This is a genomic window from Paracoccus sp. (in: a-proteobacteria) (assembly GCF_030538495.1).
Lineage (GTDB): Bacteria > Pseudomonadota > Alphaproteobacteria > Rhodobacterales > Rhodobacteraceae > Paracoccus.
Map to the genome: position 1 here is coordinate 292,985 of NZ_JAUNTW010000002.1, position 16,845 is coordinate 309,829.

Sequence of the window (16,845 nt, forward strand, 5' to 3'; positions counted from 1 at the left end):
GTCATCGTGATCTGGTCATCCGTGATCCGGTCGAAATCCCAAGCGTGATGCGACGCCACGGATTCCACAATATCTATGGGGTGAATATCGTCGCCCCCGATGATCAAATCGGCCAATGCCATGGTTTTTCATCCTGCCGTTGAACCGGGCCTGCGATCTTGCGCCGCTAAACCTTGGCTCTGCCTCAATAACGGGCGTTGTGCGCCGTCTGTTCTTACAAGATAAAGTGGTGGTTTCTGAACGGGCTGTAAAGCGGATTTTCGTTAACGCATTGTGTTGGCGGCATCGCTGGATACCATATGATGTAAGGCGCAGGGTCCAAGGGGTAAAAACATGGGGATAACATCGCAACGCGATCACGGCGGCGATATTGACCGGGCGATTGAACAGTTCGGCGACACCTGTTGGATCGACCTGTCCACCGGGATCAATCGCGCATCTTGGCCGATACGCGATTTTCCGCCGTCAGTGTGGCGTAGGCTGCCCACGGCAACGGCCTTGGCGGGCCTGAACGCGGTTGCGGCGGCGTGGTTTCGCTGTGACCCGGCGCAGGTTTTGGCGGTTGCGGGGGCGTCCGCCGCGATCCAGTTGCTGCCCCGTATCTTGCCAGCCGGGCGCGCGGCGGTTCTGACGCCCAGCTATAACGAACATGCCGCCAGCCTGCGCGCGGCGGGATGGGATGTGACGCCCGCCGCCGATCTGGACGCGATGCGCGGGGCCGATCTGGCGGTTGTGGTGAACCCCAACAACCCCGATGGCCGCGAATGGTCGCCCGATAGGCTGGCCGGTCTGGCCGCGCAGGTCGGGCATCTGATCGTGGATGAAAGCTTTGCCGATCCCCGCCCCGATCTGTCGCTGATCCCGACCCTGCCGGACAATGCCACGGTTCTGCGCAGCTTTGGCAAGTTCTGGGGGCTGGCCGGTGTCCGGCTGGGCTGGGCCGTGGGCGCGCCCGATCTGTTGGCGCGGATGGACGACATGGCGGGGCCGTGGGCCGTCAGCGGTCCGGCGATTGCGCTTGGCACCGCCGCTATGGCCGATCTGGACTGGTGCGACCAAACGGTTCTGTATCATTCCGAGGCGTCCCTGCTTCTGGACCGATTGGCCACGGCGCGCGGCTGGCAGGTGGTGGGCGGGACGCATCTGTTCCGGCTGTATGACACCCCAAACGCGACCACGGCGCAAGAGATGCTGGCCGCATCACAAATCTGGACACGGCGTTTCCCCTATTCCGACCACTGGTTGCGCATGGGGGTGCCGTCGCCGGATGAATGGGACCGGGTGATTGCGGCGATGACGGCCTAACGCAGATTCGGCACGCCGCGCGTGTCGCGCAGATCGCTGACGCCCATACGCAGGCCCTGACCGATGCGATGCGCCAATGCCGACCATGCCGCTGCCGGTTCCGGCGGCACCGTCCGGCGCAGCGTTTCGTCAAACAGCGCCAGCCACGGCGCGAAATGGTCGGCATGGACATCGCCCGCGGCCATATGAACGCGCATCGGATTCCCGTCATAGCCGCGTTCATACAAAATCGCATTGCGCCAAAAGGCGGCGATTTTCGCTTCGTGTTCGGGCCAGTCATGGACATGGCGGTTGAAGACGGGGCCAAGAACCTCGTGCCGGCGGATCGCAGCATAGAACACCGCGACAACGCGGTCGATCTGATCGGCGGTAATGTCAAAGCGTGGCGGCATCATAACGGCAAGATGGAACCGGACGCGACCAGATGCAAGGGGCGGTTGCCGCCCCGCCCAACCCATCTTACAACGCGCCAAACGAAAGGCGTGCGATGACCCAAACCCGTTTATGTGACCTGCCCTGGCGCAGTTTTTCGGTGCGCTCGGCCGGGCCGGATCGGGTCGAGGCCGCGCCTTGCTGTCAATTCGACACTTACCCCCTGCACATGCCCGACACGGGCGCGCAGACGATGGATAATATCGGCGCCTATCTGGCCCAGATGCGGAACGGGTTGCGCCGCGGGCGGCTGTCTGCGCCCTGCCAGACCTGCGCATACCGTCCATGGGGAAGGCTGGATCAACTGGCGGCGCTGATCGACGGCAAGGCTGACCGCAATCACATGCTGGACGCGCTGCGTGATATGGTGGCCGACATGCCGCCCGCTCCGCCCACCGACCAGATGTATCGCGTGGCCCACACGGTTCAGGGGGATGAGTTTATCCTGTCGGGGCTGGTCAGCAGCTTTGACCTGTTGACCGTGGCGCAGGATCACGGCGCACCCTTGACCGGGCCGGTGCTGGATTGGGGCTGCGGCAGCGGGCGGATGCAGCCCACAATCACGCGGGTCTGGCCCGAGCTGGACTATTGGGGATGCGACATCGACGCGCAGGCGATTGCGTGGTGCCGCGACCATCTGAGCGGTCAGTTCTTTGCCGTGGACCCGCACCCGCCATTGCCGCCGGGTCTGCCGCAATTCCCGCTGGTCTTGGGGTTTTCCGTGTTAACGCATCTGACGCGCGCGGTTCAGGCGCAGTGGTTCGCGGCGCTGCGGCAGCAGATAACCGATGACGGCATCGCGGTTCTGACCATCCACGGCCCGACCGCCGCGCGCCGCCATGGGTTTCAGGATGACCTGACCGCCCACGGCATTCTGGATGATCGCCCGGATCCGACCATGGACGGCATCGCCCCGCCGGGATATTACCGCGCCACGTTTCAAACCGCCGACTGGACCGCGCGCCATGTCGCGCCCCATTTCACCATCGCCGACCACATCCCCGGCGGCGTCTTGGGGTTTCAGGACATCATCGTGCTGAAGCCCGTCTAACCCATCCGGTCGCAGCCCACCCGGTCAAAACAGGAGCCATTGATGACCCACTATACCGACGCACTGACTCAGTTAGGTGCGAAAACCGACCTGCCGCAAGACCCCGACAGCGCCGTGCTGGAGCGGGTGCCGAACCCGCAGGCCGGCACCGATTACGTCGTGCGCTTTACGCAGCCCGAATTTACCAGCCTGTGTCCCATCACGGGCCAGCCCGATTTCGCGCATCTGGTGATTGATTACGTCCCCGGCGATTGGCTGGTCGAATCCAAATCGCTGAAGCTGTTTCTGGGCAGTTTCCGCAATCATGGCGCCTTTCACGAAGATTGCACCGTCGGCATTGGCAAACGTCTGGTCGATCTGATGGCGCCGAAATGGCTGCGCATCGGTGGGTATTGGTATCCGCGCGGCGGGATGCCGATTGATGTGTTCTGGCAGACGGGCGCGCCTCTGGCCGGGGTGTGGCTGCCCGATCAGGGGGTGCCGGGCTATCGCGGGCGGGGATAATTTGCGTCCCGCGAGCGCCGGGGGCGCTTCGCCCCCCGGACCCCCCGAGGATATTTATGCACAGAAGATAGACGCGGTTGCGACTGATGCCGTGCGTGGGACATAGGATAACAGGACGGCGCAACGCCTGCCGTGTGGTGGCTGGAGCCAAGCCCCGTCCGGCGCAAGCGCCGGGCCCCGCGGGATATTTGGGCCAAGATGAAAGCGCGGGGTGTGGTCTCAGTAGGCTGGGCCGGGGGCGGTGCCGGGCAGTGCGCCGAAGGGGGTCCAGACGGTTTTTGTGATCACATCGCGCAGGGGGTGGGTGGTCCATGTCGCGTCAGGATGGCTGGTGCCGTCATCCTGAGTCAGGGCTCCGGCGGGCAGCGGGGCGAAGGCGTCGCGCAGCCCGTCGGGCAGCGTGGCGATCACCGGGTGGCCCCATGCCAAGGCCGTCAGGATCAGGCGCAACGCATCATCGCCGGGGGTGACGCGGACGGTGCCGCGCGCGGTGTGTGTGACCTGACGGATGGCGCTGTTGGTGATTTCGACCGTGCCGCCGGTGGTTTGGGCCAATGTGACCGCGTCGCGGCAGGCTGTGATGCTGGCTTCGTCAGGCTGCGGCGCGTGGTCGGTCAGCCGTGCCAGAACACGCAGCAGTCGCGCCGATTTTTCACTGGGCGGCAGGGCCGTCCATGCGTGGGCCGCCGCGTCGGGGCCTGTGATCACAGGGAAACCGGGCGCGGCGGCGGGGCCAAGGTCAATGCCATTGATCCAGACCAGATCGGCGTTTAGCTGGTGTGCCACATCCTGCGCCAAAGTGATGGTTTCGCTGTAGAGCGCGACGGGCGCGCGGCTGGCGTTGTTGGCCAGTTGCACGGCCTCATCCGGGGTGCGGAAGGTGGTTAATGTCGTGACCGGCTCCGTGCTGCGGAATACCGCATCGGCGGGGTTCACGCCGGTTTGCCAACGGGACGCAGGGGCGTGGTCCGACCGGCGGCGGGCGAGATGGTCCAGACGGTCCGCAATCGCTTCGGCGGCAAAGACCCGCGCGCCTGCGCCCATGGTCCACAGATCGGCCAGCCCGTCCACGACCGCATCCAGATCCGCATCCGCCATCACCACCACGCGCCGGGGCGCCGCGTTCAGCGCGACCGCATCCTGCGGGTGATGGGCGACTGCGCCCAGAACTCTGCCCGGCAGGCCCGCCTGTTGGGCCATTTTTGTCAGGGCCACCCCCGCAGCGCCGTCGAGCAGAACCACATTCCGAGCGGCCAGCAGCCATGCCAGATCATCGGACGGGCGCGCCGCGATGTCGGTCAACGCCACGACCGTGCCGCCGTGATCCCCGCCATGATCCGCACAAAGATAGCAGGCGGCATTGCACAGCGCCCGAGCGATTGCGGCGGCTTTGGCGCGTGCCTGCGGCGACGCTGCGCCGGTGTCCTGACGCAGGGCCGCCGTCAGATGATCCGCGCCCGCCGTCACCGCGTCCGACAGCGCCAGCAGATGCCGCGCGCGCTCCGTCGCAGGCAAGGCCGACCATGCGGCGACCGCGTCCCGCGCGGCCTGAACCGCGCGCGCGTCATTGGCGGGGTCCGCGACCGCCATGGGCTGCGCGTCATCCGGGGCATAGGGCAGGTTGTCCATCAGGTCAGTCATCGGGGTCATCGTATCCTCTTACGCGATGGACAGGTGGTGTGCGGGAATGGGGCGGCCTGTCGCGATCTGGCCGATCTGGCGTTCCAGACTGCCCAAGAGCGAGCTGGCTCCGATGCGGAACAGGCCGGGGGCCAGCCAGTCGCGGCCCAGTTCCTGTTCCATCAGCATTTGCCAATTCAGCGCATCCGTGGCGCTGCGCAACCCGCCTGCGGGTTTGAACCCAACCCGGTGGCCCGTCTGCGCGTGGTAATCACGGATCGCGCGGCACATGACCAGCGACACCGGCAGGGTGGCGTTCACACCCTCTTTCCCGGTCGAAGTCTTGATCCAATCGGCCCCGGCCTGCATGGCGATGTGGCTGGCGCGGGCGACGTTTTCCAGCGATTTCAGATCGCCCGTCGCCAAAATCGCCTTGAGCCGCGCATCCCCGCAGGCGTCCCGCATCGCGCGGATTTCGTCATACAGCGCCGCCCATTCCCCGCGCAGAACATGGGCGCGTGTGATCACAATGTCGATTTCGGCCGCGCCCTGTTCGACCGCATAACGGATTTCCGCCAGCCGCAGGTTCAGCGGCATCAGACCGGCGGGAAATCCGGTGGCGACGCTGGCCACAGGAATACCGCTGCCGTCCAGAGCCGCGCAGGCAGGCGCAACCATCGTCGGATACACACACACCGCCGCCGTGGTCAGGCCGGTGACGCCCCAGTGGTTCAGATATTCGGGCGCAATCGGGTTGCGCGCCTTGGCACACAGACGGGCCACGCGGTCGGGCGTGTCATCGCCCGCCAGCGTCGTCAGGTCGATGCAGCGCACCGCGTTCAGCAGCCACGCCACCTGATGATCGCCGGTCAGGGGGCGCGAGCCGGGCAATTGCGCCGCGCGGCGTTCGACGGCGGGTGTGTTGATCCGCACCGCCGCCAGCATGTCCAGATTCAGGTCAGTGCCGGGATTGCGCGTCATGACCGCCACCGGTTCAGCCGCACCGCCGCACGTTCGCGAAACTGCGCCCACATCCGCCAGATCAGCGCCAGCAGCATCAGCATCACACCGCAGACAATCAGCGCGCCCCAATTCGTCGGGCGATCATCCGGCCCGGACACCACGCTGATCGACACCGCATTGGGATAGGTGGACAGCCACGGCATCCGCCAGCCATAGGCCGTCACGCTGACCCAAATCGGCTCAGACGGGGTGGATTTCAGGGTCGTTGCCTCGGCATGCAGGTTGGAACTGTTGTATTTGAAATAAGGCGGCCAGACCCAGCCGGTATCTTCGTTGCGATACACAAAGACGCGGCCATTCGGGCGCACCGTGTCGATGAAAAACACATCGCGTTGCCCCGCCGGCGTCTGCGCCGTGCCGCCGCCCGTGGACGCCCAGAACATCGCGTTCGACGTCGTGACCGTGGTTAACCGGTTATAGGTATCGCTGATCCGCACCGTCTTTTTCGACGGCAGCGCGTAATCCAGCAGCGCAAAGATAAACACGCCGAACAGAACCCCGATCACAAGTTTTGCATAACGCAGCATGTGGCCCCCTTAGCGCCAATTGATCCAATAGATGATGCCCAGCATCGCCACTGTGGGCAGCACGAAAACCAGCCAGGTCAGCCGCGCCTTCAGGCTGCGTTCGAACCCCTGCATCGACCGCGCGATGAAGGCCCGCCGCGCGGGGCTGTCGCCCGCCTGATCGGGATGTTTCCGGTCCCAGCGGTGTTCCAGCCGTTCGGTCCGCAGCGACCGGACATAAATCCGCAGCAGGACGAAAAACAGCGCCTGCACCACGAACATGAACAAAAACAGCCGTATCAGCGCCGCCACAGGGTTTCCTTTCCTTTGTGGCCCTTTACCACGGCGCCGCCTTCGCCACCAGACAGCGCGTGGCGTCACGGTTGACGCAAGCCCGCGCGGTCCCCACATCATCGGGGTTGTTTGGAATGGATGACCCGTAATGAAGCTGCCCCGCCTTGCCCGCACGACCCTGCCAGATGATCCGCTGCGCGCGGAACTGGACCGGCTGGCCGCGCGCCAGTTGCGCCTGCGCGGCCCCCTGATGCGCGGGGTCGAGGCCGTGGGCCAACTGACCGAAGGCGCGGCCAGCACCATTTTGGGCATGTCGCCTGTGGCTTTTGAACGCGCCTTGGAAAGCGCGTTTCAACAGCTTTATGACCTGTCAGGCCGCGCGGACGGCATCCGCCCGCTGCGGGATGCGCCGCTGGTGGCAAACCGCGCCGCCGTTATCGCCAGCGGAGCCGCCGGGGGATGGTTTGGGCTGGCGGGCGTCGGGCCGGACCTGATCGCGTCCACCACGGTGATGTTTAACAGCATCCAGAAAATCGCGCGCAAACATGGCTTTGACAGCACCGATCCACAGGTGCGGATGGAATCGCTGGCGGTGTTTCAGTTTGGCGAACCCGGACCGGCGGGCGATGCCGCGGCCACGTCCTTTATTGCGAACCGGCTGTTGACGAATGGCCAGACGGTTTCGGCGCTGATCGCCCGAGTCGCTGCCGGATTTGCCGCGCGGTTAACCACGAAACTGGGCGCGCAGGCGGTTCCCGTGCTGGGTGCGGTGACGGGGGCGGCGATCAATCTGGCCTTTGCGGGTTATTACGAAAAGGTGGCCGATATTCATTTCCGCCTGCTGCGGCTGGCCGCCGATCACCCCGACCGCGACATCAACGCCGATTACGCGCAGGCGCTGCACCGCGCGCAAACGCGGCCCCGGCTGCGGCGTCAGAACGGCACATCATCCGCGCCCACCGGCTGAACATAGGATGATTTGACGTTTTTGAACCCGGCGTCGAATTGGATGGTCAGGGTGTCCTGCACCACGCCCATCACCTGCCCCTGCCCGAATTTTGCGTGAACCACCACGTCGCCCACGGCAAAGCGCGCCACCGGCTTCGCGTCAATCGTGACCGGCGCGCGGCGTTCGCTGGCCCGCGCCTGCATCCGCTTCCAACCGGGCGAGTTATACACATCCGCCCCCGCCGCGCGGTTATGCATCGCCACCCCTGCCCCGGCCATGGCCGCGCCGTAACCGCCACCATAGAGACCGGGCGGGGTCAGAACCTCGATATACTCATCGGGCAATTCATCGACGAAACGCGACGGCATCGACGATTGCCATTGCCCATACATCCGGCGGTTCCCGGCAAAGCTGATATTGGCCAGCCGTTCGGCGCGCGTGATCCCGACATAGGCCAGACGGCGTTCTTCCTCGACCCCTTTTTGACCGCTTTCGTCCATGGCGCGTTGATTGGGGAACAGCCCATCTTCCCATCCGGGCAGGAACACGACCGGAAATTCCAGCCCCTTGGCCGCGTGCAGCGTCATGATACTGACCTGTTCCCCCGCATCGCCATCGTCGCGATCCATGACCAAGGCGACATGTTCCAGAAACCCTTGCAGATTGTCGAATTCTTCCAGTGCCTTGACCAGTTCCTTCAGGTTGTCCAGCCGCCCCGGCGCGTCGGGGGATTTGTCGTTCTGCCACATCGCGGTATAGCCGGATTCGTCCAGCAACCGTTCCGCCAATTCAATATGGCTGGCCCCGGCATCGGTCGCGGTCAGATGCGCGCGCCCCATCAGGCCAACGAAATCGCGCAGATTGGCGCCGCCTTTGCCGCCGATATGCCCATCCGCCACGGCCAGACGCGCGCCTTCCAACAGATTGACGCCGTTATCGCGCGCCTGCGTCTGGATTTTCTGAACCGCCTTATCGCCCAGACCCCGTTTCGGAGTATTAACGATCCGTTCAAAGGCCAGATCATCATCCGGGCTGACCGCCAGCCGGAAATAGGCCATGGCATCGCGGATTTCCTGACGTTCATAAAAACGCGGCCCGCCGATGACGCGATAGGGCAGGCCGATGGTCATAAACCGATCCTCAAACGCCCGCATCTGATGGCTGGCCCGCACCAGAATGGCGATGTCGTTCAGGCTGACCTGCCCCATCGCGGCGCGATGTCCGCCGTGAAACGCCTCGATTTCTTCACCGATCCAGCGGGCTTCGGCCTCGCTGTCCCAATGGCCGATCAGGCGGATTTTTTCCCCCGATGGCGCATCGGTCCACAGCGTCTTGCCCAGCCGCCCGGAATTGGCCGCGATCAGCCCCGACGCCGCGCCCAAAATTTCCGGCGTCGATCGGTAATTCTGTTCCAGCCGAATGACCTGCGCGCCCGGAAAATCCTGTTCAAACCGCAGGATGTTGCCCACCTCGGCCCCGCGCCAGCCATAGATCGACTGATCGTCATCCCCCACGCAGCAGATATTGCGATGCCCCTGCGCCAACAGACGCAGCCACATATATTGCGCGATATTGGTGTCCTGATATTCATCCACCAGAATATATCGGAACCGGTCCTGCCAGCCGCGCAGCACATCGGGATGCGCCTGAAACAGCGTGACGCAATGCATCAACAGATCGCCAAAATCGACCGCGTTCAGCGTCAGCAACCGATCCTGATAGGCCGCATACAGTTTCCCCGCGCGGCCATCAAATTCGCCCCCCTCCCCCCGAGGCAGGTTCGCAGGCGTCAGACAGCGGTTTTTCCAGCCATCAATCAGCCCCGCCAGCAACCGCGCCGGCCAGCGTTTTTCGTCGATATTTTCGGCGGAAATCAACTGCTTCAGCAACCGGATCTGATCGTCGGTGTCCAGAATGGTAAAGCTGGGCTTCAGATGCAGGCCGTCCTTACCGATCAATTCGGCATGGCGGCGCAAAATCTTAACGCAAATGCTGTGAAAGGTGCCAAGCCACGGCATCCCTTCGACCGCCTCGCCCAGCAGGCGACCGATGCGGTCTTTCATCTCGCGCGCGGCTTTGTTGGTAAAGGTCACGGCCAGAACCTGACCAGGCCGCGCCCGCCCCTGCACCAACAGATGCGCGATGCGCGTGGTCAGCGCCCGCGTTTTGCCGGTCCCCGCCCCCGCCAGCATCAACACCGGCCCGTCTAACGCCTGCACCGCCGCCAACTGCGCCGGGTTCAGCCCATCCAAATAGGGCGCAGGCCGCGCCGCCATAGCGCGACGGGACAGCGGCACCCGATCATCCGAATCATCAATCACATCCATGCCCCACCATACGCGCCCCCGCAGAACGGCGAAAGCCTAAGTTCGCCCTATGTTCTCACCCATGCGGAAATATCCCGAACGGCGCCGCAGGCCCCCACCCTTTCATCTTGGCCCAAATATCCCGGGGGGTCCGGGGGGCTGGCCCCCCGGCGGTCGCGGGACGCAATCACCCCCGATGCAACAGCGACGTAAAGACCGACGGATCAAGGCTTTCTGATGCAAAGACCGGCCCGCTGGTCAGCACGCTGACGGCATCATGGGAATGCAGCGATTCCTGATGGCTGGCCACGACGCGGAAATCACCGATGCGCGGATCGTCCAGCAAGACTTGGGCAAAGGCACGCACCGCGTCCTCGACAAAGATCGGGTTGGCGGCGTTCAGTTCGGCGAAAGCCTGTTCGTCCTCGCGCTTCACCATCACCTGCGTTTCCGTCGGAACGGCGCGGCGGCACAGGTCGATCACATCTTCGAACCACAGTTTGTCGGGGCCGTTCATGACCATCGACAGCCGCGCAACCGACCGCTGCGAATGGGGCGTCGCCAGACGCCCCCGCGCCTGACGGGCATGTTCGGACAGCTCCAGCGAACAGGGGCAGGTGGACGAATAGACATAATCCACATGCAGGATCCGCAGACGTTGGCCCTGATTGTCCACCACCTCTTGCGCGATGTCGTAATATTGCCACCCCGCCAGCCCGGACCGCAGCGAATCCACACGCAGAGGATAGGACAACCGCATCTGAATCCGCGCATCCATGGCGTCCAGATCGGTGCGGTAATCCTGTAACGCGGCCTCTAACACCTTCAGACTGAACAAATTTTCCGAATGGGCATAGAATGACCGCATGATGCGGGACATGTTGATGCCTTTGCGGTCGGCCAGCAGGCTGACCGTGCCGGTCACGCTGGTTTCCAGCACAATTTCGCCCCCATCCCGCGTTTCATAGCGGATCGGCAGGCGAAAATTGGAAATGCCCACATGCTGAATCGGCGCCCGAGCGCCCACGATCAGGCTGGCCGGGCCGTTCTGCAAATCCGGCAGACCGGCCTTATAGGCCGCATCCACGCGAAAATCGGCGTCATAATCACGCGCCAGGGCCGGATAGGCGGGCGGCGTCAGGGGGCGGCTGTCGGTCATCGGTCCCTCATGGGGTTGCGTGTCCCCGATATAGGGCGGCGCGGCGCGATTGCCAGACCCGGTTCAGGCGAAAGCCTGTTCCAGATCGGCGATCAGATCCCCGGCATGTTCCAACCCAATCGACAACCGCAACAGCCCCGGCGTGATGCCCAGATACGCTTTGTCGTCGTCCGACAGGCGCTGATGCGTTGTCGTGGCGGGATGCGTAACGATGGATTTCGCATCGCCCAGATTGTTGGAAATCTTGAAAATAGTCAGCCGGTTCATCGCCGCAAAGGCCGCGTCTTTGCCGCCCGTCAGTTCAACGGCAATCATCGTGCCGCCCGACCCCATTTGCGCCATGGTCAGATCGTGCTGCGGATGGTCGGCCAGCCCCGGATAGATCACGCGCGACAGATTCGGGTTGCCCTGCAAGGCGCGGGCAATCGCCAGTGCCGCATCGGCCTGCGCCCGGACGCGCAGGTCCATCGTCTGCAACCCGTTCAGCATGATCCAGGAATGAAACGGGCTGATCGCGCCGCCGGTATGCTTCAGATAGGGTTCGACCGTGCCGCGGATAAAGTCGCGCGTGCCGCAGATCACCCCGGCCAAGGCGCGCCCGCCGCCGTCAATATGTTTGGTCGCGGAATAGACAACCACATCCGCGCCCAGCTCAGCCGCGCGCGAAAAGACCGGCGTGGCGAACACGTTATCCACCACGACCAAGGCCCCCGCCGCATGGGCGATCTCGGCCACGCCGGCCAGATCGACGACCTCAAGCCCCGGATTGGACACCGATTCGAAAAACACCGCACGGGTGCCGGGGGTGACGGCGGCGCGCCACTGGTCCAGATCGGTGCCGTCCACATAGCTGACCTTGACCCCGAATTTCGCCAGCAAATCCAGCACATAGAGGCACGACCCAAACAACGCCCGCGCCGCCACCACATGATCGCCCGGCGCGCACATGGAAAACAGCGCGCCGTTCACCGCCGCCATGCCGCTGGCCGTGGCGAAGGCGTCTTCGGTCCCTTCCAATGCGGCGATGCGATCTTCGAACATGCGGCTGGTCGGGTTGCCGTAGCGGGCATAGATGAATTCATCCGGCCCGGTTTCGACAAAGCGCGCCTCGGCGGATTCGGGGCTGTCATAGACAAAACCCTGCGTCAGAAAAATCGCCTCGGCCATTTCGCCATATTGGCTGCGGCGGCTGCCGTGGTGAACGGCGCGGGTGCGGGGGTGAAGCGGTTTTTCAGACATGGGCGTTCCCTTGGTTCCTGCCAGATGGGTTAAGCCCGACGCCCAGCCGACGCAAGGCCGCAATTCATCCCCGGCCTGTGGAAAATTTTATCTGTCCTGACCAAATAGACAGATAGAATTATGTCGTCATTTGACTAAATTTCGGCCATCCCAAACGGGATGCCAATTCAGACGCAGGGCATCAGCCAGCCAAAAAACAGATTAAACGGTGTTCTTTTTAACCATGTTTTTTGCAACCGGCCTGCCCTATTAAGACCGTTTTTACACCTGCCGGGAATGCAACCGCCCGGCGTTTCACAAGTGCGACGTCTTAGCGTCACCATCGGAACCGCAAAAGCTGTGACCAGACAGGCAAAGCGGCAATCAATGGACTGACAAAGGCCGGGGGCGGCATTCCGCCCTCGGCTTATTTTGTCATACATTAAAATAATAACGGCGCAAGTCTTATTCGCGTTAAGGTTGAATTTAGCGACCCGCCGCGCGGTTACAGATAGTCCCCGCGTTGCAGACCGTATTTCGCCATTTTTTCGTTCAGCGTCCGGCGCGGCAGGCATAATTCCTCCATCACGGCGCTGATGCTGCCCTTGTGGCGGCGCATGGTGTTGTCGATCAGCATTTTTTCAAAGCTTTCGACATATTCTTTCAGCGGCTTGCCTTCGGTGGTGGTCGCTTCCTGATTGTCGTCGCCATCCGCCATCAGCAGCGATGCGATGCTGCCCGATCCGCGCCGGTTTTGCAGCACGGCGCGTTCGGCCACATTCACCAATTGGCGGATATTGCCGGGCCAAGGCGCCTGCAACAGCTGCGCGGCCTCTTGCGCGCTGACCTGAGGGGGTTCGCAGCCATATTCATCCGCGAATTGGTCGATCATGCGGTTGAACAGCGCCAGAATATCTTCGCCCCGCGCCCGCAGCGGCGGCAGGGTGATTTTCAGCGCCGACAGGCGATAAAACAGGTCGGGACGCAGGGAATCCTCGGCCCGGCGACCTTCGCCACGGGCGTTTGAAATGGCGATGATGCGCGTTTCGGCAGGCACCCCCTGATCGCTGATAAAGGCCAACAGCCGCGCCTGCAACGGATCAGAGAGCGCCTCGATATCCTCAAGGCACAGGGTGCCGCCGCGCGCCTCTTCGACGGCGGGCAGGCCATCCTCGATCGGGCCGAACAGGCGGGCGGTCAGCGATTCGTCATTATAGGCAGCGCAGGACACCGGCACGAATTTGCGCCCCGCGCGCGGCCCAACCGCGTGCAGCGCATGCGCCACCAGCGTTTTGCCGGTCCCGGTTTCGCCGTCGATCAGGACGTGACCATCGGCCTGCCCCAAATCCAGAATATCTTCGCGCAGGCGATCCATCACCGGGCTGGACCCGATCAGTTTCGACATCACCTGTTGCCCTTCGGACAGGTCACGCCGCAGCGCGCGGTTGTCCAGCGTCATGCGCCGCGCCTGCGTGGCCTTTTTGGCAAGCGCCGTCATGCGGTCGGGGTCAAAGGGTTTTTCCATGAAATCCATGGCGCCCAGACGCATCGCCTCGACCGCCATGGGAACGTCGCCGTGGCCGGTGATCAGAATGACCGGCAGCCCCGAATCCAGCCCCATCAGGCGTTTCAGAAACGCCATGCCGTCCATGCCCGGCATCCGAATATCGCTGACAACAACGCCCGGCCAGTCGGGGCCAATCACCTTCAGCGCGTCTTCGGCACTGGCAAAGGTTTCGGTTTCAAAGCCCGACAACACCAGCCACTGGCTGATGGATTCCCGCATATCGGGTTCATCATCAACGATTGCGATTTTTAATTTGCGGGGCATTTCGCCCTCCTTTCGTTGTTCCCGATCATTCGGCGGCCATCGGCTGCCGCGCCTGCCCGGGACGATACAGCGGCAATTCAACGGTGAACACCGCGCCGCCATCGGATTCGTTATGGGCCGTCAGACGCCCGCCGAAATCGGCAACAATCGTTGACGAAATCGCCAGCCCCAGCCCGGTGCCTTCGCCGGGTTTTTTGGTGGTCCAGAACGGTTCGAACAGCTTTTCCAAATCCGACACCCCCGGCCCGTTATCGCGCACCATAACCCGCGCATGTGACCCGGTTTCCAGCGTAATTTCAATGCGTCCGTCCCGATCCCCCTTTACCGCATCCATGGCATTGCGCAGCAGGTTGATAAACACCTGTTCCAGCCGGATGCGGTCGGCCTCGACCATCACCCGGTCGCGCGGCACGTTGCGGATGATGCGCACGGGGCGAGTGCGCAATTGCGGTTCCATCATGGTTAACGCAGCACTGAGCGCCGCGCGCAGATCGACGGGTTCGACCGCCTCGCCCCCCTTGCGGGCATAGGATTTCAATTGCCGCGTGATCGCGCCCATCCGGTCGATCAGATCGTCGATGCGCTGAAAACTGGACAGGGCCTCTTCGGGGCGGTTGCGCTGCAACAAAAGCCGCGCCCCCGCCAGATAGGTTTTCATCGCGGCCAGAGGCTGGTTCAGTTCGTGACTGACCCCCGCCGACATTTCCCCCAAGGCCGCCAATTTGCTGGATTGCTGCATCGTTTGTTCGGCAACGCGCAGTTCTTTCTGCACCCGTTCGCGTTCGGCAATTTCGCGCGTCAGCCGCGCATTCAACGCCCGCAAATCCGCCGATTCCCGCATATAGGCCTGCGATTGCTGCCGCGACCGGCGCGACAGCAGGTAGAACGTCCCCGCCAGCAAAATCGCAAAGCCCATGATTTGCAGCGCCAGAACCGTGTTCACCTGATCGCGCACCGACGCATAGGCGGTAAAGCTGACCATGCGCCAGCCTCGGAACGGCACCCGCGTTTCGGCCTGCATCACGGGGCGGCCCTGCACATAGGCATCAATCGGGTGGCTGGCCCAGTCCGCCGTGACCTGAAACGCGCGCTGAATGGCCGACGGGGCCGACCGCACGGCCAAGGCCTGATCCATCGTCAGGCCGCGCCAGCGGGGTTCGGTGGACAGGATGATCTGCCCTTCGCTGTCCAGCACCGCGACGGCGTCCGAAATCCCGGCCCATGACCGTTCCAGCCGCGTCAGTTCGGCCCCCACCACGATCACGCCCAGCGTCCGTCCATCGGCCACAACCGCGCGGGAATAGGTGAAATCAAACGCGCCCGATTGCTGTTCGGACACGGTGAACACGGTGTCGCGCGACCGCAGCGCGTCCACATAGTAAGGCGACGCGCCCCTATTCGCGCCGATCTGGAACCGGTCGGTTGATCCCACCACGCGCCCCGTCGAATCCAACAGACGGATCGAGGCCGCGCCGATGTCCTTTTGCGCGGCGATCAACCGGGCCGAGGTGATGGAAAAATCGTTGCTTTGCAGCGCCCCGATCAGCGCCGGATCGCGCGCCAACAGCAGCGGCACCACCGAATTGCGCTGCAATTCCGACATCAGGTTGCCGGTATACAGCGCCAGCCGCAATTCCGACCGCACGCGGGTATTGTCCGAAAACCGTTCCGTCAGCCACGCATTTGTCGTCCAGATCGTGACAAGCGCGGTCATAAAAATCAACAGGATGGACGACCGCAGCCACCACGGATTTGCCAATCCCCGGCGCGGCATGTCGATGCTGTCAATGTCGGTTTCGTGCGCCAAGCCCCGGCCCGTTCGATCTGTTCAACAGCGCGATATTAGGGGCAGCGGGCCGCCGCCTCAAGTCAGGCCGTCGCCAGCCCGTTCACCAATCCGCGAAACAGCGCCGCGCCATCGGTGCCGCCCAGTGCCGGGTCCGCCGCGCGTTCGGGATGCGGCATCATGCCCAGCACCCGCCGATTGGCCGACAAAACGCCCGCAATATCCGCGACCGAGCCGTTAATCGCGGGCGCATAGGTGAACGCGATCCGGTCCTGATCGCGCAATTCGGCCAAGCCCTCGGCGGTGATCTGATAATTGCCGTCGTGATGGGCGACCGGCACGGTGATGTGCTGCCCCGCGCGGTAACCGCTGGTAAAGGCGCTGTCGGCGGTCTCCACCCGCAGCACCGCCGGTTTGCACAGAAAGGTCAGCCCGGTGTTGCGCATCAGCGCGCCCGGCAACAGCCCCAATTCGGTCAGCACCTGAAAGCCGTTGCAAATCCCGATGACAAAACCGCCGCGTTCGGCATGGCCGCGCAGCGCCGCCGCAATCGGCGACTGCGCCGCAATCGCGCCGCAACGCAGATAATCGCCATAGGAAAACCCGCCCGGCACCGCGACCAGATCGGTGCCATCGGGCAGCGTCGTATCTTTGTGCCAGATGCGCGTAACCGTCGCGCCCGCCTGCGTCAACGCAACCGCCAGATCGCGGTCACAATTCGAACCCGGAAAGGTGATGACGGCGGCTTTCATGGCGGTTCTCCTGTCGCTGGAATGCACGGGTGATACCGCAACACTGCGCGCAGGAAAAGCCCCGAGATGTGGCGCGAAACGAATGTGGTAGGCCCGGAGGGACTCGAAC

The 16,845-nt window shown here is 63.5% G+C and carries 15 protein-coding genes and 1 pseudogene; 4 read left to right on the plus strand and 12 right to left on the minus strand.

Annotation, left to right across the window (positions count from 1 at the left end):
- Positions 1-122 (minus strand): annotated as a pseudogene (locus Q4G20_RS03080) (diacylglyceryl transferase); the annotation flags it as partial.
- Between the two features lie 211 nt (positions 123-333).
- Between Q4G20_RS03080 and cobD the strand changes: the two are divergent.
- Positions 334-1,305 (plus strand): threonine-phosphate decarboxylase CobD, encoded by a 972-nt coding sequence (cobD, locus tag Q4G20_RS03085; protein WP_303341872.1) that lies wholly within the window; start codon positions 334-336, stop codon positions 1,303-1,305.
- On the opposite strand, the gene Q4G20_RS03090 is transcribed toward cobD, so the two are convergent.
- On the minus strand, positions 1,302-1,700 hold the full coding sequence (locus Q4G20_RS03090) for a group III truncated hemoglobin (protein ID WP_303341873.1): 399 nt from the start codon (positions 1,698-1,700) through the stop codon (positions 1,302-1,304). The two genes, cobD and Q4G20_RS03090, sit on opposite strands and share 4 nt — an antisense overlap.
- A gap of 92 nt (positions 1,701-1,792) precedes the next feature.
- On the opposite strand from Q4G20_RS03090, the gene Q4G20_RS03095 reads away from it, so the two are divergent.
- Together Q4G20_RS03095 and queF are read left to right on the plus strand one after the other, a co-directional pair.
- A complete protein-coding gene (locus Q4G20_RS03095; protein WP_303341875.1) occupies positions 1,793-2,788 on the plus strand; it encodes a class I SAM-dependent methyltransferase in 996 nt (331 codons plus the stop codon).
- A gap of 42 nt (positions 2,789-2,830) precedes the next feature.
- On the plus strand, positions 2,831-3,292 hold the full coding sequence (queF, locus tag Q4G20_RS03100) for a preQ(1) synthase (protein WP_303341876.1): 462 nt from the start codon (positions 2,831-2,833) through the stop codon (positions 3,290-3,292).
- Positions 3,293-3,511: 219 nt separating this feature from the next.
- Here the strand turns inward: queF and Q4G20_RS03105 are convergent, their stop codons facing one another.
- The 4 genes from Q4G20_RS03105 to Q4G20_RS03120 are packed head-to-tail and all read right to left on the minus strand — an operon-like array spanning position 3,512 to position 6,753.
- Positions 3,512-4,942, minus strand: a complete 1,431-nt coding sequence (locus Q4G20_RS03105) for an aldehyde dehydrogenase family protein (RefSeq protein ID WP_303341877.1) — start codon at positions 4,940-4,942, stop codon at positions 3,512-3,514.
- Positions 4,943-4,951: 9 nt separating this feature from the next.
- Complete coding sequence (gene deoC / locus Q4G20_RS03110) at positions 4,952-5,893, minus strand: deoxyribose-phosphate aldolase (RefSeq protein ID WP_303341880.1); 942 nt, start codon at positions 5,891-5,893, stop codon at positions 4,952-4,954.
- The gene (locus Q4G20_RS03115) at positions 5,890-6,462 is read right to left on the minus strand and encodes a DUF1523 family protein (protein ID WP_303341881.1); all 573 of its coding nucleotides are present in this window, start codon (positions 6,460-6,462) and stop codon (positions 5,890-5,892) included. The genes deoC and Q4G20_RS03115 overlap by 4 nt, the downstream gene beginning before the upstream one ends.
- Before the next feature lie 9 nt (positions 6,463-6,471).
- Positions 6,472-6,753 (minus strand): hypothetical protein, encoded by a 282-nt coding sequence (locus Q4G20_RS03120; RefSeq protein WP_303341882.1) that lies wholly within the window; start codon positions 6,751-6,753, stop codon positions 6,472-6,474.
- A gap of 130 nt (positions 6,754-6,883) precedes the next feature.
- Between Q4G20_RS03120 and Q4G20_RS03125 the strand changes: the two genes are divergently transcribed.
- Positions 6,884-7,702: an EcsC family protein gene (locus Q4G20_RS03125; protein WP_303341883.1), complete on the plus strand. Its 819-nt coding sequence runs from the start codon at positions 6,884-6,886 to the stop codon at positions 7,700-7,702.
- Here the strand turns inward: Q4G20_RS03125 and Q4G20_RS03130 are convergent.
- The 6 genes from Q4G20_RS03130 to purQ form a co-directional block, all read right to left on the minus strand.
- A complete protein-coding gene (locus tag Q4G20_RS03130; RefSeq protein WP_303341885.1) occupies positions 7,669-10,011 on the minus strand; it encodes an ATP-dependent helicase in 2,343 nt (780 codons plus the stop codon). The genes Q4G20_RS03125 and Q4G20_RS03130 overlap by 34 nt on opposite strands.
- Before the next feature lie 166 nt (positions 10,012-10,177).
- Positions 10,178-11,149, minus strand: a complete 972-nt coding sequence (gene folE2, locus Q4G20_RS03135) for a GTP cyclohydrolase FolE2 (protein ID WP_303341886.1) — start codon at positions 11,147-11,149, stop codon at positions 10,178-10,180.
- A 63-nt stretch (positions 11,150-11,212) separates the two neighbouring features.
- Positions 11,213-12,388 (minus strand): O-succinylhomoserine sulfhydrylase, encoded by a 1,176-nt coding sequence (gene metZ / locus Q4G20_RS03140; RefSeq protein ID WP_303341888.1) that lies wholly within the window; start codon positions 12,386-12,388, stop codon positions 11,213-11,215.
- A 484-nt stretch (positions 12,389-12,872) separates the two neighbouring features.
- Positions 12,873-14,198 (minus strand): sigma-54 dependent transcriptional regulator, encoded by a 1,326-nt coding sequence (locus Q4G20_RS03145; protein WP_303341889.1) that lies wholly within the window; start codon positions 14,196-14,198, stop codon positions 12,873-12,875.
- A 25-nt stretch (positions 14,199-14,223) separates the two neighbouring features.
- The gene (locus Q4G20_RS03150) at positions 14,224-15,972 is read right to left on the minus strand and encodes an ATP-binding protein (protein ID WP_303341907.1); all 1,749 of its coding nucleotides are present in this window, start codon (positions 15,970-15,972) and stop codon (positions 14,224-14,226) included.
- 95 nt (positions 15,973-16,067) lie between these two features.
- Complete coding sequence (purQ, locus tag Q4G20_RS03155) at positions 16,068-16,736, minus strand: phosphoribosylformylglycinamidine synthase subunit PurQ (RefSeq protein WP_303341890.1); 669 nt, start codon at positions 16,734-16,736, stop codon at positions 16,068-16,070.
- Between the last annotated feature and the right edge of the window lie 109 nt (positions 16,737-16,845).